At 68.1% G+C, this 20,355-nt stretch carries 15 protein-coding genes and 1 riboswitch; of the genes, 7 read left to right on the forward strand and 8 right to left on the reverse strand.

All coding sequences use genetic code 11. From position 1 onward, the window contains the following. The first annotated feature begins 28 nt into the window (after positions 1–28). Both OHB12_RS24540 and OHB12_RS24545 read left to right on the forward strand, forming a co-directional pair. A complete protein-coding gene (locus tag OHB12_RS24540) occupies positions 29–817 on the forward strand; it encodes a 2OG-Fe(II) oxygenase family protein (protein WP_327111026.1) in 789 nt (262 codons plus the stop codon). Then, positions 804–1,577: an SDR family NAD(P)-dependent oxidoreductase gene (locus OHB12_RS24545; protein WP_327111028.1), complete on the forward strand. Its 774-nt coding sequence runs from the start codon at positions 804–806 to the stop codon at positions 1,575–1,577. Before OHB12_RS24540 ends, OHB12_RS24545 begins: the two co-directional genes overlap by 14 nt. 13 nt (positions 1,578–1,590) lie before the next feature. On the opposite strand, the gene OHB12_RS24550 is transcribed toward OHB12_RS24545, so the two are convergent. Together OHB12_RS24550 and OHB12_RS24555 are read right to left on the reverse strand one after the other, a co-directional pair. Beyond that, positions 1,591–2,448 (reverse strand): SDR family NAD(P)-dependent oxidoreductase, encoded by an 858-nt coding sequence (locus OHB12_RS24550; RefSeq protein WP_327111030.1) that lies wholly within the window; start codon positions 2,446–2,448, stop codon positions 1,591–1,593. A gap of 20 nt (positions 2,449–2,468) precedes the next feature. Then, complete coding sequence (locus tag OHB12_RS24555; RefSeq protein WP_327111032.1) at positions 2,469–3,368, reverse strand: polysaccharide deacetylase family protein; 900 nt, start codon at positions 3,366–3,368, stop codon at positions 2,469–2,471. A gap of 291 nt (positions 3,369–3,659) precedes the next feature. Between OHB12_RS24555 and OHB12_RS24560 the strand changes: the two genes are divergently transcribed. Further along, positions 3,660–6,032 carry a lysylphosphatidylglycerol synthase domain-containing protein gene (locus OHB12_RS24560; RefSeq protein ID WP_327111034.1) on the forward strand — a complete coding sequence of 791 codons (2,373 nt, stop codon included), beginning with the start codon at positions 3,660–3,662 and terminating at the stop codon, positions 6,030–6,032. A 171-nt stretch (positions 6,033–6,203) separates the two neighbouring features. On the opposite strand, the gene OHB12_RS24565 is transcribed toward OHB12_RS24560, so the two are convergent. The 3 genes from OHB12_RS24565 to OHB12_RS24575 form a co-directional block, all read right to left on the reverse strand. Next, a complete protein-coding gene (locus OHB12_RS24565) occupies positions 6,204–6,809 on the reverse strand; it encodes a cysteine hydrolase (protein WP_327111036.1) in 606 nt (201 codons plus the stop codon). Positions 6,810–6,871: 62 nt separating this feature from the next. Further along, on the reverse strand, positions 6,872–8,443 hold the full coding sequence (gene fadD5 / locus OHB12_RS24570; protein ID WP_327111038.1) for a fatty-acid--CoA ligase FadD5: 1,572 nt from the start codon (positions 8,441–8,443) through the stop codon (positions 6,872–6,874). Positions 8,444–8,807: 364 nt separating this feature from the next. Further along, positions 8,808–9,779 (reverse strand): MBL fold metallo-hydrolase, encoded by a 972-nt coding sequence (locus tag OHB12_RS24575; protein ID WP_327111040.1) that lies wholly within the window; start codon positions 9,777–9,779, stop codon positions 8,808–8,810. 150 nt (positions 9,780–9,929) lie between these two features. On the opposite strand from OHB12_RS24575, the gene OHB12_RS24580 reads away from it, so the two are divergent. Genes OHB12_RS24580 through OHB12_RS24590 form a run of 3 tightly spaced genes read left to right on the forward strand, consistent with a single transcriptional unit; the run spans position 9,930 to position 17,055 of the window. After that, positions 9,930–10,226 (forward strand): acyl carrier protein, encoded by a 297-nt coding sequence (locus OHB12_RS24580; RefSeq protein ID WP_327111042.1) that lies wholly within the window; start codon positions 9,930–9,932, stop codon positions 10,224–10,226. Continuing rightward, the gene (locus tag OHB12_RS24585; RefSeq protein ID WP_327111044.1) at positions 10,223–15,322 is read left to right on the forward strand and encodes a type I polyketide synthase; all 5,100 of its coding nucleotides are present in this window, start codon (positions 10,223–10,225) and stop codon (positions 15,320–15,322) included. The genes OHB12_RS24580 and OHB12_RS24585 overlap by 4 nt, the downstream gene beginning before the upstream one ends. Beyond that, positions 15,319–17,055 carry a fatty acyl-AMP ligase gene (locus tag OHB12_RS24590; RefSeq protein WP_327111046.1) on the forward strand — a complete coding sequence of 579 codons (1,737 nt, stop codon included), beginning with the start codon at positions 15,319–15,321 and terminating at the stop codon, positions 17,053–17,055. Before OHB12_RS24585 ends, OHB12_RS24590 begins: the two co-directional genes overlap by 4 nt. Before the next feature lie 136 nt (positions 17,056–17,191). Here OHB12_RS24590 and OHB12_RS24595 read toward each other — a convergent pair whose 3' ends face one another. From OHB12_RS24595 to OHB12_RS24605, 3 genes are all read right to left on the reverse strand, one after another. Next, a complete protein-coding gene (locus OHB12_RS24595; RefSeq protein ID WP_327111048.1) occupies positions 17,192–17,596 on the reverse strand; it encodes an RNA-binding S4 domain-containing protein in 405 nt (134 codons plus the stop codon). Between the two features lie 3 nt (positions 17,597–17,599). Then, entirely contained in the window at positions 17,600–18,184 is a 585-nt protein-coding gene (locus OHB12_RS24600) for a C40 family peptidase (protein WP_442800129.1), read from the reverse strand. A gap of 78 nt (positions 18,185–18,262) precedes the next feature. Beyond that, positions 18,263–18,431, reverse strand: a riboswitch (cyclic di-AMP (ydaO/yuaA leader). A 220-nt stretch (positions 18,432–18,651) separates the two neighbouring features. Next, positions 18,652–18,915, reverse strand: coding sequence for a hypothetical protein (locus OHB12_RS24605; RefSeq protein WP_327111052.1), 264 nt, complete (start codon positions 18,913–18,915; stop codon positions 18,652–18,654). 167 nt (positions 18,916–19,082) lie between these two features. On the opposite strand from OHB12_RS24605, the gene OHB12_RS24610 reads away from it, so the two are divergent. Beyond that, positions 19,083–20,264, forward strand: coding sequence for an ATP-binding protein (locus tag OHB12_RS24610; protein WP_327111055.1), 1,182 nt, complete (start codon positions 19,083–19,085; stop codon positions 20,262–20,264). The last annotated feature ends 91 nt before the right edge of the window (positions 20,265–20,355 follow it).

The following is a 20,355-nucleotide window of genomic DNA, read 5'->3' on the forward strand; positions in this document are numbered from 1 at the left end:
ATCCGAGGGGTTCGACTGGGAGGGAGTGATGGTGGTGGTGGTGGTGACAACCGACTCGGCGCCGCAGTGGTTCGCGGAGTTGTTCGCGCATCGGCGCTGGATTCGCCGCATTCAGCCGTTCCCGCACGTGTACGCCCGCGACGTGTTCGTTCCCGAGTTCTATCAGCGGCTGACCGACGAGCTGGACCGGGTGCGCCGCGAGCGCCCCGAACTGTTCGGGGCGATCGCCGAGGGCTACAGCGCCGACGGAGTCCAGCTGGCTGAACTGCGCGACGGCCCGCTCGCGGTATTCACCTCACGGGAGTGGCACGACCTGGTCGCCCAGGTCGGCGGGGTCGAGGCGACCGGCGATATCGAGGGGTCGGTGCACCATCACGCGCCCGGCAGCCCGTTCGGCTGGCCGCACAACGACTTGAATCCAGCCTGGTTCCCCGGAGAACCGCCGGGCCCCGACGAGGTGCGGGTGCCGGACGACACGGTGGATACCAAGACCGGTGCTCGCGCCCCGGATGTGGTCGCACGGGAGACCGTGCGCGCCGTCGCGGTGCTGTTCTATCTCGGCAATCCGGGGTGGGCACCGGGTGACGGCGGCGAGACCGCCCTCTATGACCATGTCGCGGACGGGAATGCGCTGCCTTCGGTGACCCTCGTTCCGCCGCTGGACAATTCGCTCGTTCTGTTCGAGGTCACGCCGCGCAGCTGGCACACCTTCGCGGGCAACAACGCCAAAGACCGCAACAGCGTGGTGATGTGGGTCCACCGCACACGGGCGGACGCCGAGCAGCGCTGGGGAGGAGATCGGATTGTCCACTGGTGAACGCCGCGTCTGCCTGCTAACCGGCGCGAGCGGGACACTGGGCGACGCCTTCTGCCGCGCCTACTATCAGGACTACGACATCGTGGCCGTGTGCCGCACGCGCACACCCGACACACCGTCGCAGTTGAAGTGGTATGTAGATCCACTGGCGCCGAAAACACCGGTGCCGGACAACGAGTCACGCGTCTTCGTGGTTCGCGCCGACCTGACCCAGCCGGGCGAGGTCGAGCGCGTGGTGGACTTGGCGCTGGCCCGGTTCGGCCAGGTCGACCTGCTGGTGAACAATGCCGCGCAGGTCCGGCTGCACCCGCGCGGCATCGTCGACGGCGACGCCGCGCTGGAACAGTTCGATCCGCACTTCGCGCTGAATGTGAGTGTGCCGCTGCGTTTTTCGGCGCGCCTCGCGCAACGATCCTGGCTACACGCAGGCGACGAGAACCGCTCGCGCAACCGCAATATCGTCAACGTCTCCAGCATCTCCGGCTCCGAGGTGTACCCCGGACAGACGGTGTACTCGGCGTCGAAGGCCGCGCTCGATCACCTGACCCGCGGTATCGCCGCCGAGTTCGCGGAGTTCGGTGTGCGGGCGAATGCCATCGCGCCCAATAGCTTTCCCGCGCTGGTGCCCACGGAGCGGGTCGCCCAGGCGATCGCCGAGCTGGACGCAAGCAGCCTGTCCGGTGGTGTCTTCGGGGTCGGCGTCGAGCCGGAGGAGCTGGCCGGCAGCCGCCGAGTCGGGCTCGACGCCGAATCGTACTGAGCGAATTCGGCTGTTACCCGACCGATCCGATGCCCGTGACCTGCTCGGACAGTGTCCATAGCCGCTGCGCGAGATCCGGGTCTACAGCCAGCTTGTTACGCGGCGGCTCCAGCTCGAGGCGGTGGAAGTACCGGCCGTTGATCGCCGCGTCGTTCTCGGTGGTGGCCAGGTACACCAGCGGCTCGGCGCCCTTGTCGGGGCGGATGAAGATGGGGCGCGACAGCGGAGACCGGATGAACCAGCGGAGACCGAACGGCGCGGTGTCGTAAACGCGGGTGGCGACCACACCGGGATGGAAGGCCGCGGTGGTGAGGCCGGTGCCCTCGGTACGCCGGGCCAGCTCCCTGGTGAACAGGATGTTGGCCAGCTTCGTCGCGCCGTACTCGCCGAGTTGCTTGAACGAACCGGTCGGCGCGTTGATCGTGTCCAAGTTCAGCTTCGCCGTCCGGTAGGTCATGCTCGCGGTGTTGACCACCCTGGCGTGCGACTGCAGCAAACGCTCCAGCAGCAGGTTGGTCAGCAGAAACGGCGACAGGTGATTGACCTGGAAGGTGAGTTCGTTGCCGTCGTCGGTGACGGTGCGCTCGGGCCAGGTGCCGCCCGCGTTGTTGGCGAGCACGTCGATGCGCGAGTAGCGGGCCAGCAGCCGGGCGGCCAGCTCACGCACGTCGTCGAAGCGGGCGAAGTCGGCCACGAACGGCTCCGCGCTGACCTGCGCGGCGACCTCCGCCGTGCGTTCCGGCGATCGCCCGACCACCGCGACCGACGCCCCGCGGGCCGCGAGCTGCGCCGCCGCCGCGGCGCCGATGCCCGAGCTTGCGCCGGTCACCACCACCGTCTTCCCGGTCAGATCCGTGTCCTGCACTGCCATCCCTGCCTCCCGAGCATCGGCTAACTGAACCGATGATCATCGGATCGCGCGGATTGGGCAAGACCCGACACGACCGCGTAGTGTTCGGCGATCTCGTCGCTGGTCGTCAACCAGACGCCGGGATGGTTCGCCACGGCCCCGAGCGCCTGGTCGAGGTATTTGATCCGGAATGCCTGTCCGATCACGAACGGGTGCAGGGCAAGAGCCATCACGCGGCCGCTGTCAGCGGACTCGGCGTAGAGCTGGTCGAGCTGGTCTTCGACGATCCGCACGAAATCCGGGCCGCTGGTCGCCTTGCCCAGAAACAACGTGTTGTCGTTCAGCTCCACCGAGTAGGGAACGCTGAGCACACCCGGCACATTCAGTCGGTACGGCTGGTCGTCGTTGGTCCAGTCGAGCACGTAGTTCAACCCGAGTTCGGCAAGCAGCCGCGGGGTGTGGAAGGTCTCGGTGAGCGCGGGCCCCATCCAGCCACGCGGCCTGCGGCCGGTCGCCCGTTCGATGGTGGCGACGAGGTCGGCGAGATAGGCGCGTTCGTCGTCCACCGACATGTCGGCCTGGAAGATCGAGTTATTCTTGCCGTGCGCCAGCCACGCCCAGTTCCGCCGCACGCCTGCCGCGATGATCTGCGGATTGCGCTCGGCAACATCGGAATTGAGCAGTGCACTGGCTCGGATGCCATGCCGGTCGAGCGCCTCGATCACCCGCCAGATGCCGACCCGCGGTCCGTAGTCGCGCCAACCGTAGTTCAACGGATCGGGTGCGAGTCCCGCGGTGCCGGAAAAAATGCTCGTGGACGGGCGGTCCACCTGGTAGTGCTCGACGTTGAGACCGACATAGAACGCCACCCTGGCGCCGCTGGGCCAGTGCAGCGGCGCGCGGTCGACGATCGGGCTGTAGTCGAAAAGTTCGTTGTCCATGCCCCATGCTCAAACCTCACACCGATGTGAGGATCAACCTCGGGCGTGAGTGACGTCGGACACAATGTGCCGTCGATCCGTGGCACCCAGCTGGATTTACGAAACCTCGCCGAAGTGTGCTGGCCTGGCTCGTGCAGTGAACGTAACAACTGATCTCGTACGCACCTGGGTAACTCGTCGGGTACGCCCAGAACTCGGCCACGCCGTAATCCGCCAGCCCGCAACGGTACGTTAGCCCCACCCACGACCGGCAAAAGGCGCGGAGAGGCGGAACAGAGAGGCGGAACAGACATGCGAGTCGACGGGCGGGAGATCCCGGTCACGGGTAACCTGCTGCAGCCGCTGATCCGTCGGACAAGTGACATCGTCCGTGTCGTCATCGCGGCGCTGTGGGTCGCGGTCGTCATCGCGGCGTCGCTGATCACGCGGCCGGAATGGCTGGCCCTGGAGCGCTCGGTCTCCAATATCGTCGGTTTCCTCAATCCCGACCAGTCGAACCTGGTGTATCTGGTCTACGGCATGGCGATCCTGGCCTTGCCGTTCGCGATCCTGATCGAGCTGGTCATCGGCCGGCAGTGGAAACTGCTGGCAGGCTATGCCGCGGCCGGGCTGGTCGCCGGGCTGCTGCTGTCCATCACCGGCACCGGGCTGTCCACCCCGAGGTGGCACCTGCAGGTGCCGGACCGGTTGGACACGTTCCTCTCTCAGTTCCTGGACGATCCGCGCTGGATCGCGATGCTCGCGGCCGTGCTCACCGTCTCCAGCCCGTGGCTGCCTACTCGACCGCGGCGCTGGCTGTGGTTCCTGCTGCTCGCGTTCGCGCCGATCCACCTAGTGGTCAGCACCGTGGTGCCCGCGCGGGCGATGTTCGGTCTCGCGGTCGGCTGGCTGGTCGGCGCGGTGATCGTGCTCGTGGTCGGCACGCCCGCGCTGGAGGTCCCGCTCGCCGCCGCCGCCCGGGTGCTCGCGGAGCGCGGGCACACGGTGATCGGGTTCACTGTCTTGCATCCGGCGGGTCGCGGACCGCTGGTGCTCGTGGCGGCCATCGATGGCCCGGAACGCGAGCTGATCGTCGAGATGTACGGCAAGAACCAGCGCAGCTTCGGCGCGCTGCACCAGCTGTGGCGCTGGCTCACCTTCCGTACCAGCGAAACCGCCGCGCTGCACGGGTCCATGCACCGCGCGGTCGAGCATCGCGCGCTGATGGCGATCGCCATCGGCGACCTCGGACTGGCCAGCTGCACCCAGGTTGCGGTCGCGGCGCTCTCGCGCGGCTGGGTGCTCTTCGCGCACACCCAACCGCAGGGCACGCCGATCGCCGAAGTATCCGGCGACCTGCTGCCCGGCGTGTGGCAGGCGCTGGACACCCTGCACCGGGGCCAGATCTCACACGGCGACCTCCGACCGACCGATATTCGAATCGCGGACGGCGCAGCCGTGTTCAGCGGCTTCGGCAGCGCCGAGTTCGGCGCGTCGGACAAGCAGATGCAGTCGGACGTCGCACAGTTGCTCGTGACGACCACCGCGGTCTTCGGCAAGGAACCCGCCGTGCGCGCGGCCATTGATGCGCTCGGTGAGCAGCGAGTACTCACCGCGGCGAGCCGATTGACCAAGTCCGCCATACCGCTCGGGATCCGCAAGGCGGTCCCGGAGTGGAAGGCCGCGCTGTCCGCGGCCCGCGACGAAGTCCGCAAGCAGACCGGACAGGACCGGATCGAGGCCGAGCAGATCACCCGTTTCTCCCGCAACCAGATCATCCAACTGGTGCTGCTGATCGGCCTCGTGTACGTCGCCTACCCGTTCATCAGCGCGGTTCCGACCTTCTTCACCCAGCTGACGACGGCGAACTGGTGGTGGGCACTACTCGGGCTCGCGGTCTCGGGGCTGACCTATCTCGGTGCGGCGGCGGCGCTGTGGGCCTGCGCATCCGGCGCGGTGAGCTTCCGGAATCTGGTGATCATGCAGATCGCCAACACCTTCGCCGCGACAACCACCCCGGCTCGCGTCGGCGGGCTCGCGTTGAGCGTGCGCTTCCTGCAGAAGGGCGGCATCGGTGCGGTGCGGGCCACCGCCGCCGTCGCGCTGCAGCAAGCGGTGCAGGTGATCACCCACGTCAGCCTGCTCGTCGTATTCAGCATCGCGGCGGGCACCTCGACGGATCTCTCGCACTTCGTCCCCGACGCCACGGTGCTGTATCTGCTCGCCGGTGTCGGCGTCGGCATTGTCGGCACCTTCATGTTCGTGCCGAAATTGCGCCGGTGGCTGAACAATTCTGTCCGCCCGCAATTGCAGGAGGTGCTCGGCGAACTCGCCGAGCTGGCGCGCGATCCCAAACGGTTCTCGGTGATCATCCTCGGCGGCGCGGCGGTCACACTCGGCCTCGCCGGCGCACTGTGGGCCAGTGTGCAGGCGTTCGGCGGCGGCACGACCTTCGTCACCGTCACCATCGTCACCATGATCGGCGGCACGCTGGCCTCGGCGGCACCCACCCCCGGCGGTGTTGGCGCGGTCGAGGCCGCGCTGATCGGTGGTCTCGGCGCCTTCGGCCTGCCAGTGGGCATCGCGGTACCCGCCGTGCTGCTGTACCGCGTGCTCACCTGTTGGCTTCCGGTGTTCTGCGGCTGGCCGACCATGCGCTGGCTGGCGTCGAAGAATCTGATCTAGTTTCCGCACCAGGGTCTCGGTCCGCTCGATCAGGAGCACATGCGCGGTGTCCTCGACGACCGGTCGACGCCTCACCCCTTCGGAACCACGAACAGCTCGCCCGTCGAGCGCGCGGCCCGCACTCGCTATCCAGCCGCGTCGATGACGCAGACGACCAGCAGCCGGCGGGCGTCAGCGACCTCCGGCGATCTCCAGCGCGTGCGCCGCGGTCACATTGCCCGCCGTGACGAGTTCGAGATTGGTCAAGGCGGCTTCGTGCGCTTCCACGCCGGCCGCGGCCACGCAGTCGGCCACCGGATGCACCGTGAACCCTAGGTCGGTGCCGTGCCTCGCGGTCTGCTCGACAGTCAGATTGGTCGCCACTCCCGTGACGAAAAGCGTCTCGATACCCCTATCCGCCAACCACTCCGGAAGTTTGCTGCCCGCCAGCCCGGACAGCTTCTGGTTGTCGAATACTTCCGTCGGCTGTGCCGCCATCTCCGAAATAATCGCGGTACCGGGGGAATCGGGCCGGAACTCGGTCTGCGCCGCACCGACCGAGCGCATGAAGCCGGTGTTGCGCACGAGTTCACCCTCGCCGACGGGGATGGTGAACCGGGTGAAGACCACCGGCAGCGCAAGCGCGCGAGCCGCGGCATGAAAGTCCGTAGCGCAGGTCACAACGCCACTGGCCGCGACCGGGGCAGCCAGCATCGGACCGAAAAAGCCCTCCGGCCGAATGACATTCACCTGCCAGTGCAGCGCCAGCACGGCGGCGGGGATACCTGGGATCGCCATATGCCGACCTTACGCATCCACGGCCGCTCACTCGGTTCGATTCACGTGAAACAAACCAGCGATCAGGACGAATAGTCCTTGCGCAGCCGCACTTTCATCACTTTTCCGCTCGCGTTGCGGGGCAGCTCGGGCACCAGCACCAGATCTTTGGGGTGCTTGTAGCGGGCCAGGTTCTCGTTGAGGAACGGCTCCAACTCGGCCAGGGTCAGCTCGTCGTCCGGGTCGCGCAGTGCGACGACCGCGACCGGCACCTCACCCCACTTCTCGTGCGAGCGGCCCACCACCGCGGCCTCCCGAATCTTCGGGTGCGCGAAGAGCACGTTCTCCACCTCGGCACAGTAGATGTTCTCGCCGCCGGAGATGATCATGTCCTTCTTGCGGTCCACCACATAGACGAAGCCATCCTCATCCTGGCGGACCAGGTCGCCGGAATGGAACCAGCCGCCCGCGAACGCCTGCGCGGTGTCCTCAGGCTTGTTCCAGTAGCCCTGCATGAGAGTCGGTCCGCGGTAGACGATTTCGCCCACCTCGCCCGGCGGAACGTCATTCGTCTCGTCGTCCACGATGCGCGCCTGGATGGTCGGGATGGGTTTCCCGACCGAACCGGACTTGCGGATCGCGTCCTTGCCCTCCAGCACGCAGGTAATAGGCGACATCTCGGTCTGGCCGAACACCGCGACGTTGAACGCGTTCGGAAAGCAGTCCGCCATGGCGCGCAGCACGGTATCCGACGCGGGCGCCGCGCCCCAGCTGAGCACCTCGAGGGCGAGCTTGCGGTCTTTCACGGTCGGGTGATCGCACACCAGCTGCCACTGCGCGGGCACGCAGAACGCCGAGGTGGCCTGCTCTCGCTCCAATGCGTCGAGGAACTGACCGGCGTCGAACGCACCGAGCGGGTGCAGCACGGTTTTCGAGCCGAGCAGGAAAGCCGGTGCGAGACTGCCGAGTCCGGCGATGTGGAACAGCGGCGAGCTGCACAGCACGACCGAATCCGGTTCCATCGCGAGGGCCCGGATGCAGGTGAGCGCCTGGGCGTTCATGTTCGCGTAGGTCAGCACCGCGCCCTTCGGGCTGCCCGTGGTGCCCGAGGTGTACATGATCAGGCTCGGGGTGTCCTCGGGAATGTCCAGCGGAGTGTGCAGTTCACCCGCTTCGGCGAGCAGGTCGTCGAAGCCGATCACGCCGTCGCCGGACTTGCCGCCGATCACCACGCAGGTCGTCAGGGTCGGCGCTTGCGCCCGCACCGCGGTGGCCAGCGGCCGCAGCAGAGTGTCGGTAACGACCGACTTGGCGCCACTGTCGCTCACGATGTAGGCGACCTCGGGTGGCGTGAGCCGGAAGTTGACCGGGACTGCGATGGCGCCGAGTGCGTTGATGCCGAACACCGCCTCGAGGTATTCGGGGTAGTTCAGCGCGAGGATCAGCACGCGGTCGCCGAAGCCGACGCCGCGGCGCGCGAGCCCATCGGCGAATTTCAGCGACCGCTCGCGCAGCTGCCGCCAGGTGGTATCCACACCCCGGAATCGCACCGCGACCGCGTCCGGGCGCATCTGCGCGTGCACCGCGATCTGGTTGTTCCAATGGTTACGCCGCGACCTGATCGGTTCATCGAGCGCTGCCGCACCGGTGGTCATGCCACGAACTCCTCTCGGACCGCCACCGAGGCCGTCGGGACATCCGACGGCGGTGACAGGCTGAACCGAGAACAGAATAACAACTAACTTAATTGTCCATCAAGAGATCGGGCAATGAATCCGTGTTGATCAACCTGACTGATCTCGGCGAGTACATCGAACTCCAACTGGGATTTCATCGAAATCTACGCTATACCGACGCGAAGACAATGCCAGAATTGGCTCAAAGTATATGCGAACCTTGGCTTACATATGAGTTGTATGCGTGGCGACCCTCGTGTCACCATCGAGGACCGACGGGTGGACCGGCGCGCCGCGCGAAGGCGGCGTCCTCGCCGAAACCGTCGTCAGCTGACGGCTCCGCTTACCTGGCCGCGCGCGCGGTGACTGCCGCGTAGTCGTGACCAGCGATCAGTTCGATGCCGTCAGGCAGCGCGTGCAGGCGGTGGATCGTGGCGAAGGCGGCGTCCCGGTCGGCGTCGAACAGCCGGCCGGGCATCGGCGCCTTCTCGCGCAGCAGATCGACCTGCAGCTTGCTCCAGACGGCGTCGCCCGCGAACAGCACCCGGCTGCCGTCGTCCACCGCGAGCAACACGCCGATGCTGCCCGGGGTATGGCCCGCGAGATCCACCAGCAGCACCGAACCGTCGCCGAACAGATCCTTGCTGCGCGGAAAACTCAGCACCGGTGGGCCGTCCAATTCGAAGCGGTCGAAGGACCGATTCCGCAGCGGGCCGCGCGCCACGCCGATCGGGGCGTGCGGCCCACCCATCGCCCAGTCGTATTCCACTGCGGGCAAACGGATTTCGACCGACGACGGCAGCTCCAGTAGGCCTGACACGTGATCCCAGTGCAGATGGGTAGGCACCACGAAATCGATATCGGAGCCCGCGATATCGCGCGCGGCGAGCGCGTCGGACAGGCCGAGTACCGGCTTGTCCGGAGCGACGAGCAGCGGAACCGGGAACGGAAGTTCGGGAAGCACCCGGTCGTGCACGCCCGAGCACAACGCGGGATCGACCAGGAAGCGCGCCTCGGGATGCTCGATCAGGAACGCCCCCATCGACAGCCGCATCTCACGCAGGCTGCGCACGCCCTCGGCAACGATGGTGGTCGGTACGGACATGGTGGCCTGCGTCAGCACGGTCAGCCGTACGGCTGCGCTCGCCGAGGGGAGCGGCGTCACCTCGAGGTTTGCCAGCAGTGCGGTGTCTGGGCGGCGCGGGCGCAGCAACCGGCCCGGCATTGCGGCCAGCGCGGCGCAGCAGCGCAGCACGGTGGGCAGGGTCGGGGTGCGCTCGGCGCGGGCATCGGCGCCGCTGTCCGGTTCGGTCACGGTGCCACCGTAAGCGATCACCGCAGTTCGGGAAAGGGCCGGGCAGGCAGCGCAAATGCGTTCCTTGCCCCGAGGGATTTCTCCGGCATAATCGCGTGGGTACCGTTCTCTGTGGACAACAGCAACCGGGAGACGGGTAGGGAGGACGCGATGCGGCCCAGTCTGCCGGACGGGCGTAGTGGTGCGACGGAAAAAGACGGTTCGCTCGGCTGTCGCCGACGCACCGCGCTGACCTGTACCACCGTCTCGGCCGTCGCTGACCAACTCGGCGTCGACGCCGCGATGGTGTCGACGAATTCGCCCTTCACCGATCTCGGCCTGAGCTCCACCCAGCTGGCCAGGCTGACCGCCCATCTCGAAGACGCCATGGGAGTGGAGGTTCCACTGACCGCGATCTACGACCATCCGGACATCGAACAGCTTGTCGAGTATCTCGCGATGCGATGAGCACCGCGACCTCTGATTCCGCCGGCCCGCATCCGCCCGTCTCCATCATCGGCATCGGCTGTCGAGTGCCAGGAGCGGCGCGTGTCACCGACTTCTGGCGGCTGCTACTCGACGGCCACGACGCCACCACCCCACCGCCGGCCGGGCGACGCGGCCACCGGCACGGCGGCTACCTCGATGATGTCGAGTCGTTCGACAACGACTGGTTCGCCATCTCCGATCGGGAGAGCGCCGTGATGGATCCGCAGCAGCGGCTCGCGATGGAGGTCGCGGTGGAGGCACTCGATGACGCCGGGATCGGTTACCGTGCACGGGGTTCCGGCGCGGCGGTGGTGTTCGGGGCATCCGGTTACGACCACGGCATCGCTGTGCTCGGCCGGGCGGGCCACGACGCACCGTATGCGGTCACCGGTTCCGCGCTCAGCATCATCGCCAACCGGTTGTCCTATGTGCTCGATCTGCACGGGCCGAGCCTGGTGCTCGACAGTGCCTGCTCGTCCTCGCTCGCCGCGGTAGACCTCGCGGTCCGACTGCTCGCCGACGGCACGGTACCCTTCGCGATCGTCGGCGGCGTCAATCTCGTACTGCTGGAGCACACCTCGAACTACCTCGCCGAAAGCGGTTTTCTGGCGGCGGGCGGCCGGGCAGCACCGTTCGACGCCGCTGCCGACGGCTACACCCGCGGCGACGGCTGCGCGGTGGTGATCCTGCAGCGCACCGCGGACGCGCTGCGCGAGGGCAACCGGGTGTACGCGGAGATCGTCGGCACGGCCGTCGGATCGGACGGACGCTCGAACGGCCTGTACGCGCCGAACGGCCGCGCGCAGCAGGAGACGCTGCGCACCGCTTGGTCACGCGCCGGACTCGCACCGCGCAGTGCCCACTACATCGAATGCCACGGCACCGGAACAGCTTTGGGCGATGCGGTGGAGGTCGGCGCGCTCGCCGAGGTGCTCGGCGGCGATGCAGGAGATCCGATCTGGATCGGATCGGTGAAATCCAACATAGGGCATCTCGAGGCCGCCGCCGGGGTCACCGGAATGGTGAAGACCGCGCTGTCCATCTACCACGGGGTGATCGCACCGACGATCCATTTCCGGACCGAGCACCCGCTGCTGAAACTGGCCGAGCGTGGACTGCGGGTGCCGACCGAACCGGTGGACTGGACCGACGTACCCGTAGCCGAGCGCGCTGCGGGCGTCAGCTCGTTCGGATTCGGCGGCACGAACGCGCACGTCGTGCTGCGCGGGCTCGAGGCGGTGCGGCCCAACCGTGGCGACCAGCCGCCGGTGCTGATCCCGCTGACCGCCCGGGACGACGCGGAGTTGCGTGAGCGCGCACTGCGGCTGGCAGATGAGCTGGACGCGGACACCACCGTTGGTCCGGCATTGTGCGATTTCGCCTCGGCCACAGCGCGATTGCTTCCGGAGTCGACCCGTGCCGCCGTGCTGGTGAGCGACCGCCGCGATGCGGCGGATCGGCTGCGCGCCGTCGGCCGCGGCGACGCCGATGCGGCGCTCGGTCCCGTGCCGAACCGCCGCCGCGGCGGCGTGCTCTTCTTGTTCTCCGGGCAGGGCAGCCAGCATCCGAAAATGGGCCGATCACTGGCGGCAAGGTATCCGGTGTTCGCCGGCGCACTCGCCGACGCCGCCGATGCCATCGTCGCGGCGGGCGGACCACGAATCTGGACTCCGCGGTACGGCTTCGCGCTCGCACCGTCGGGCGCCGCAGGCGCGCATGCCACCGATCTGGTGCACCCCGCCCTCTTCGCGTTTCAGGTTGCGCTGGCGAAACTGCTGGCGGCGTGGGGAATTCGGCCGGACGCGGTCGTCGGACACAGTCTCGGCGAGATCGCGGGTGCGGTCGTCAGCGGCGCATTGTCCCTCGCCGATGCGGCACGTGTCGTGGTGCTGCGCAGCGCGGCCCTGGCGCACCTGGACGGCCACGGCGCGATGGCGGTGCTGGAGGTGGGCCCGGATGAGGCGGCGAAACTGGTCGAGCCGATGCACACAGAGGTTGGCATCGCGGCGGTCAACGGCCCCCGGTCGGTGGTCGTCTCCGGCACACCACGCTATATCGACATCTTGGTGCGACGGGCCAAGCGCCGCAATATGTTCGCGCGCACTATCGCGGTCGACTTCGCCGCGCACAGTCCGCAGGTCGCCGCCGTGCTCCCATCGTTCGTCGCGGCAATGAGTGAACTCACCCCGCTGGCACCGCGCGTCCCGGTGTACTCCACCGCCCGGCGCGGCGAGAAGATCACCGGCGCGGTCATGGACCGCGACTACTGGGCCGACAATGTCGTCGGCACGGTGGAGCTCGCCGCCGCGATGGAACGCGCGGCCGCGGACGGGATCTCGACCGTACTCGAAGTCGCTCCGCATCCGGTGCTGATCTCCGCACTGCGGGAGTATCCGGACTTTCGCGATGCCGCGCACCCCGCGGCGCTCCGCGAGGACGAGGCCGGCGGGTTCCTCACCTGTCTGGCGCGGCTGTACCTGGAGGGACGGCCGGTCGACTGGTCGGCGCTCGGCCCTTTCGCCGTGCCGTCGCCACGACAGTGGCGCAAGCGGCGGTTTCCCCTTCTGGTCTCGATGACCCCACACGCGAAAACGGCCGAAACCGTTTTCGCCGCCGAGGATCTCACCGATCACATGGTGCAGGGCCTCGCCGCGGTACCCGCCGTGTTCTGGCTGCGCAGGCTGCTGCGCCTGGCCCGCGAGACGGCCGCGGCGGCCACGCTCGTCGACTTCGTCGTGCACGAGCGGACCGATCCGAGCGCACTGCCCGAGGTCACCTATCGTGGCGGCGGAGCAGACGCAAGCGTACGGGCGGAGGTCACAGGCACCGGAACGCTGGCTTCGGCCCGGCCCGCCGGTGACCCCACACCCGCGGATATCGTCGCATGGATGCGGGTGGTGGACGCAAATCGGGCCGCCCGGCACCGGATGCGAGTCATCGCCACCGGCTCCTTCTACGAAGAACTGCGCCGTAGACAGCTGGAGTACGGTCCGCGTTTCCGTGCACTGCGCGGCATCGCGGCGGGCAGCGAGCGGGCCATCGGTCTGCTCGACGCCGCCGAATTGCTCAACACCGCGACTCTGGACGCTTGTCTGCAGCTGCTCGCCGCCGTGGTGGTCGATGAGCTGCCCGCCGCGGCGGTCCCGCTGCCGATCGGCGTGGACTCCGCCTGGCTGTCGAGCGAACCGAATCGCGTTGTGCTCGAGGTGCACGCGCTGATCCTGGAGCGGACCGGAACCGGACTGGTCGGCGACGTCATCGGCACCGACCAATACGGCGTTCCCTGCCTCGCCTTCTCCGGCGTGCGCATCCGTTACACGGACCCCGGCACCACGGAGGGTGTCGGCACGCAATGGGAAACGCGCGACGAGCGGCCCGCGCCGTTCCGGCAGGAAACGTGGGAGCCGTGCGATCCGGAGTCGCTCGGGCTCGGCGCGGCGCGCGAGGTTCTCGCGCAGCGTGCGTTGGTGATCGGCGCCTCCGACCTCGCGGTCCGGCTGGCCAGGGCGCTGGACGCTGACATGCCGACCGAGCGGATCGCACGTGAACCCGACGCAGCGATGGCGATCGCCACCGCCGTGCTGACCGGCCGTGGTGGCGCCGCTCCCACCGCGGTGGTGGTGGTCTGGCCGCCGGATGCCGAGGCGACCGAACCGATAGGCGCCGCCACGTCGGTCGGACGGGTACTCGATCTGCTACAGCGTGTCCATTCCGAGGACGGGACAGCATCCGTGACGATCGTGCTGCCGGACCCCGGCGGCACCCGCACACTGCCCGACGAAGCCCGCTCGCGAGCGGCGGTCGCACCGGCGGCGATCGCGGGCCTGGTGCGTTCGTTGCAGCTCGAGACGGGCCGGGCGGTACGCCTGGTCTGGGCGGATGCCGACACGAGAAATTTGCCGCCGCTGTGCCGCCTGGTGACTGCCGGGGACCTGGCGATTCCCGACGAACTGCGTCTGCACTCAGGTGATGTCGCCGTTCGGCGCTTCACGCCCGCACGACCGCGCGCGCTGCCCGTCGCCGCCATCGACGCAGGCGGAACCTATGTCGTCATCGGCGGGCTTGGGTTGCTGGGCTCGGTCGCTGTGCGCTGGCTGCTCGATGCGGGAGCGCGAGACGTCGTGGTGCTGACGCGCGCGCCTCGCCCGGTGCCCGCGCTGCTCGACGGCCTGGAGGATCGCATCGTCGTAGTTCGCTGCGATGCCGCCGACCCGAACGATCTGGCCAACGCGCTGCACGATATCCGCGAATGCGGCTCGACCATCCGTGGCGTCGTGCACGCCGCGGGCGCGCTGGAGGGTGCGGCGTTCGATACGGTCACGGCGGGCCAGCTGACCAGGATGCTCTCGCCCAAGGCGACCGCGGCGGACAATCTGATCGAGCTCACCGCAACCGATCCCACCGACTTCGTTCTGCTGTTCTCCTCGGCGGCCGGTGCACTCGGCGCCCCTGGTCAGGGCGCCTACGCCGCCGCGAACGCAGCCATGGACTCGTTGGCGTCGACCGCTCCGGGCCGGCGGATTCTCAGCATCGGCTGGGGCGTCTGGCATTCCGGTCTCGCCGCGGCCGCGGGCGGTGCGAGCCATCTGCGCCGGGCGGGCATCGCGGCGTTCGACGTGCGCCGCGGGATGACCGTGCTGTCCGAAGCCATGCGCTATGACGGCCCGTACCTGCTCGCGCTGGACTACGCCCCAACCGCCGACCTATCACCGGTGGCACTCCGTCTGATGAATCTCCTTGCCCCGAGTGGAGATTCGATTCGGACGCGGAGTCAAGACGGCAGGACCGACTTCGAGCGGGCGCGGACAGCACCGGACATCGCCGAACCACTGACCAGCACCATCCGCCGCGTCCTCGCGAGCACGCTGGATCTTCCCGCCGAGCACATCGACCCCGCCGCGGACTTCAACGACCTCGGGCTGAGCTCGCTGCTCGCGATCGAGATGCGCCGCAACCTGGAAGCCCGGCTGCGCATTCGGATCTCCACCGCCGAGCTCTTCAAGCACCCAACCATCACCGCCCTCGGCGCCGCCCTGCTGGATCGGTTCGCCGCGAACACCAGCGGGGCATCGTGACCGCGACCGACTCGCCTCTCAGCAACATCCTCGCGACCCGCGTGGCCGAATGGGCCGCGGCCCGGCCGGACGAAGACGCCTTCACCGAACTGCGCTTCCGCATGCAGGAACATGTGCCGGTCACGCTGACCTACGCCAGTCTGCACGCCGCCGCGGGCACGCTCGCCGCACGCTTGCGGCAGGAGAGCGTGCCCGGCGACCGGGTGGCAATTCTCTGCGCGCACGGAATCGACTACGCCGTCGCCTTTCTCGCCTGCCTGTACAGCAATCGCGTCGCGGTGCCGCTGTTTCCAGCCACGGGCGAACGCAATCGAGAGCGGCTGCAAGCGGTGCTCGCCGACACCCGGCCCGCGCTCACGCTGCTGTCGGCGCACGATGAAGTCAGCGCTCCGACGCTCGGGCAGGCAACCGGGCGCCTACTGGTGTTGCCACCGGATGTGACCGTCTCGGTGGCGGATGCGGTTGAGCCGGTTATCGACCCGGTATGCGACGACCTCGCCTACCTGCAATACACCTCCGGTTCGACCAAATCCCCCACCGGGGTCCGCGTGACGCACGCGAATCTGGCGACGGCGCTCGTGCAGCTGCGGCACGCCTTGTCCGCAGCAAGGGACCGGCCGATCGTGACCTGGCTGCCGTTCTTTCACGACATGGGCCTGATCTTCGGCCTGTCCCTGCCGCTCTCGCTCGGCGTCCACGGCGTCACCCTGGCGCCCGCGGAGTTCGTCAAGCGCCCCATCCGCTGGCTGCGCGCGATCGGCGACTACCGCGCCGGCTTGACCGGCTGCCCCAGTTTCGGGCTGACACTGGCGGTTTCGGGCACTACGCCCGAGGAGCGGACCGGCCTCGACCTGTCCGGGCTTGCGATCCTGCTCAACGGCGCCGAGCCGGTCCGTGCCGACGCGCTGAACGAGTTCACCAGAATCTTCGGCCCGTACGGCTTCCGCCATCACGCGCACACCCCCGGCTTCGGCCTGGCCGAGGCCACCCTGACGGTCACCCTCTGCGACCAGCGGGACGAACCGGTGGGGCACTACTTCGAGCGCGGCGCACTCGCCGAGGGGCGTGTTGTCGCGATGCCCACCAGCGACGCCGCCGAAATCCAGGACGGTGTGCCGCTCGTCGGCTGCGGCACACCCGCGGGACAGGCGGTGCGGGTGGTCGACCCGATCGCACGGACGGTGCTGCCACCGGGGCGAGTCGGCGAGATCTGGGTGATGGGCAGCAATGTGTGCGACGGCTATTTCGGCAGGCCCGACGCTACCGAGGAAACCTTCGGCGCCACCCTGGCCTGCGGCGGCGGCCGCTGGCTGCGCACCGGCGACCTCGGCTTCCAGCACGAGGGCCAGCTCTACCTCGCGGGACGCCGCAAGGACGTCATCGTGGTCGACGGGCGCAACCACTATCCCGCCGACATCGAGATGACCGTGGAGGCCTGCGCCCGGGAGATCAGGCCAGGCCACGTGACGGTGTTCGGACATGATGACGGTCGGCGCGAAGATCTGGTCGTGGTCGCCGAAATCACCACCGCGGTCGACACCGAGCCCGCCGAGCTCTTCGTGCTTGCACGTCGCATCCGCACCGCCGTCGCCACTACGCACGAGGTGATGCCGGGCGCGGTGATGCTGGTCGAGCCGGGTCGGATTCCCAAGACCAGCAGTGGAAAGCTACGCCGCGGCGAGTGCAGGGCCCGCTACCTCGCGGGCCGGCTTCGGCCGGTCGCGATGATCTGACCGGGGCGCCGGCGGCGACGCGGATCGGCATTGCCGGTCGGGGCTGATCGCTGTCGGCTCGTAGCGCACATGCTGGAGCCGGGAAGTCGTCGGTGTGCCATCGGCAAGCGGTAAGGCGAATGCGGTGCGTACGAATTCAGGGCTCGGCTCGGCCCAAGAGCCGATCGGTCTCGCGGCGCTCACGCTTGGTCGGCCGTCCTGCCCCGCGATCTCTACGCGGCATGGTCGCCGTGATCTCCCGCGGGGGAGGCGGCGGGCTGCGGTCGATCAGGGACTGCGCCGCGATCGGAGCGCCGACCCGCTTGGTGACGATCCGTTCCACGATGACGATGCGCTCGAGACCGCCCGCGCGAATACGGACCTCATCGCCGACACGAACCGGCTGCGCGGGCTTAGCCGTCGATCCGTTTACGCGAACATGTCCGCCGCGACAGGCTTCCGCGGCAGCGGATCTGGTCTTGAACAGACGCACCGCCCAGGTCCACGAGTCGACTCGGGCCTGTGTCGCGCTGTTCTGGGTGCCGTGTTCGGCGCGAGCCACTCGTTACACGATACGGCGTGCGGTGACCACCATGTCGGGGCGCAGCGGGGTGTAGGACACCGGCGTACCCGACTGCACCGCGTTCAGCAGCTTGCCGTCGCCCGCGTAGATACCGACATGGCCGCCGTTGGCGGTGACAACGATATCGCCCGGCTCCAGGTTCTGGAACGCCACCGGAGCGCCGACGTGCGACTGCTCGAAGCTGGTACGGGGCAGTTCGACTCCCGCCTGGCGGAACGCCCACTGGACGAGTCCGGAGCAGTCGAAGGACCTGGGTCCCGCGGCGCCCCAGGAGTACTGGGCGCCGACCTTGCTCTTGGCGGCGTCGAGGGCGATGTCACCCGGGCTGCTCGGCTGGGAGAACAGATCCGGCAGCAGCGGTGCGAAGGCGGGAGGCTGGGGAGCTGCCTGCGGCGCGGCGGGGGCGGCTGGGACAGCCGCAAGCGCCTGCTGGATCTGCTGGCTGAGCTGCTGGGCCGGCTGCTCGTATTCCTGCGGGATGTCGAAGTTGCCGACACCGGGAACGTTGATAGTCGCGGCCATCGCCGGAATCGCGGGCATCGCGCCAGTCGCGGCAACCGCACCCATGACAATGGCGCCCTTGACGGAATTCGGAACCCGAGAATCCCGCTGCAAGCTGTGTTTACCCACCGAGCTACGTCTCCGATCTTGCTGCTCTACCGCCGACCGGGTTAGCTGACGGGTTCGGGCCGGGAGAACGGCCCTACCTCGCGACCGAAATGGCCGCAAGGATTCACCCCAGACAAACCTGTGGGTCCCCGGCACGACAGCCGAGACTGATTGGTCTCGACAGCCGTTTAGGCGGTAACTAGTGGCGCCGTTTCTCTTACGAAGCGACTGACTCCACTAAGTCACGAAGAGATTACGGCGCGAACGCGGTGTTGTCCAGCGCACAGAGCTGCGTTTTTCCATCAACACCGAAACCCCTGGATGATCACCCGAAAACCGGACACCCCCGATGGTCACGACTCGATCTCGACCTTCGGCACTTGATCACCGAACGGACAACTGCCTGCCGAATCGCGGTCATGCGATCAGGATTCCGCGCGGCGTGTCCTGAGCGCGCGCTCGAGCTCATCAATCCTGCGCCGCGCGTCGGCCAGCTCGACCTCGAGTCTGCCCAGCGCCATGACCAGCGGGCCGACCGCGAGGTCCGCGACGAGCTGGGGGTCGTCGTAGCCGCGTTCGATCGCGACGAGGATGTTGGACCTGATGCGCTGCGCCACCGTGGCGCCCGCCGGAACGTTCCACGACTCGACCACCTCTGCGGTGGATTCCGTGATGGGTTCGTCGGACATGCCCCTCCGTTCCCGCGCGCGGTACCGCGCGACCATTCTGGCCGAACCGCCACCAGCCTAGAAGTTCGGCGGCGCGAGCAATAGTGCAATACGGCCCGCTAAGCCTCTCTAGGACACGCCGTAGAAACACCCAGATATGGGGACAAGACGCGCTACGGTGTCAGGGCATGGACCCCGTGCGGAATCCGTATGCACCCGGAGCGGGACAGCGCCCACCCGAATTAGCCGGACGCGACAAGCAACTCACGGCGTTCGACATTGTGCTCGAACGTGTCGCGCGCGGGCGTCCGGAACGGAGCGTCATGCTCACCGGCCTGCGCGGTGTCGGAAAGACCGTGCTGCTCAACCAACTTCGTTCCACCGCGATCTCGCGCGGCTGGGGCACCGGGAAGATCGAGGCGCGACCGGACCAGGAACTGCGCCGCCCACTGTCCTCGGCGCTGCACATGGCCGTGCGCGCGATCGCCATGGCGCACCGCCATCCGGAGCGGGTCGACGACTTCCTCGGCATCCTCAAGGCGTTCGCGTTGCGGGCCACCGCCGACAAGGGCATGCGGGAACGCTGGCAACCCGGCATCGACGTGCCCGCCGTGACCGGTCGGGCCGATTCCGGCGACATCGAGATCGATCTGGTGGAACTTCTGATCGAGGCCGCCGCGCTGGCCGGCGACATCGGTGTCGGCATCGCGGTCTTCATCGACGAGATGCAGGATCTCGGCGCCGCCGACATCTCCGCGATCTGCGGCGCCTGCCACGAGCTGAGCCAGGACGCGGCGCCGCTGATCGTGGTCGGCGCAGGCCTCCCGCACCTGCCCGCGGTACTGTCCGCCTCGAAGAGCTACTCCGAGCGACTCTTCAGCTATCATCGCATCGACCGACTCGACCGACAATCCGCGGACCAGGCTCTGATCGCGCCTGCCCTGCGCGAAGACGTGAAGTTCACCGACGAAGCGCTCGATGCTCTCTATCACAAGGCGGACGGCTACCCCTATTTCGTGCAGGCGTACGGGAAGGCTGCCTGGGACCAGGCGCCGGAGAGTCCGATCGGCGCCGAAGATGTCGAGGTGGCCGCGCCGTCAGCGGAGGAGGAGTTGGCGGTCGGCTTCTTCGGTTCCCGCTATGAGCGCGCAACCCCCGCGGAGCGGGAGTACATGCGCGCCATGGCCGACCTGGCCGGCGACGACGGCCCGGTGGCGACCGCGGCGGTGGCCAACGAGCTTCGGCGCAAACCCGCCTCGCTGTCCCCGGCGCGCGACGGCTTGATCAAGAAGGGCCTCATCTACTCGGCCGAACGCGGCACGATCGGATTCACCGTGCCGCACTTCGGCCGCTACCTGCGCTCGGTCTGATGACGGAGGCCGCAGCCGATGACCGTTTGAATCAGCCGTATATTTGCCTCTCTCGCGAAAGAAGTAGAGATTCGTAGATTTCTCTCGACCG

The organism is Nocardia sp. NBC_01730 (assembly GCF_035920445.1).
Classification (GTDB): domain Bacteria; phylum Actinomycetota; class Actinomycetes; order Mycobacteriales; family Mycobacteriaceae; genus Nocardia.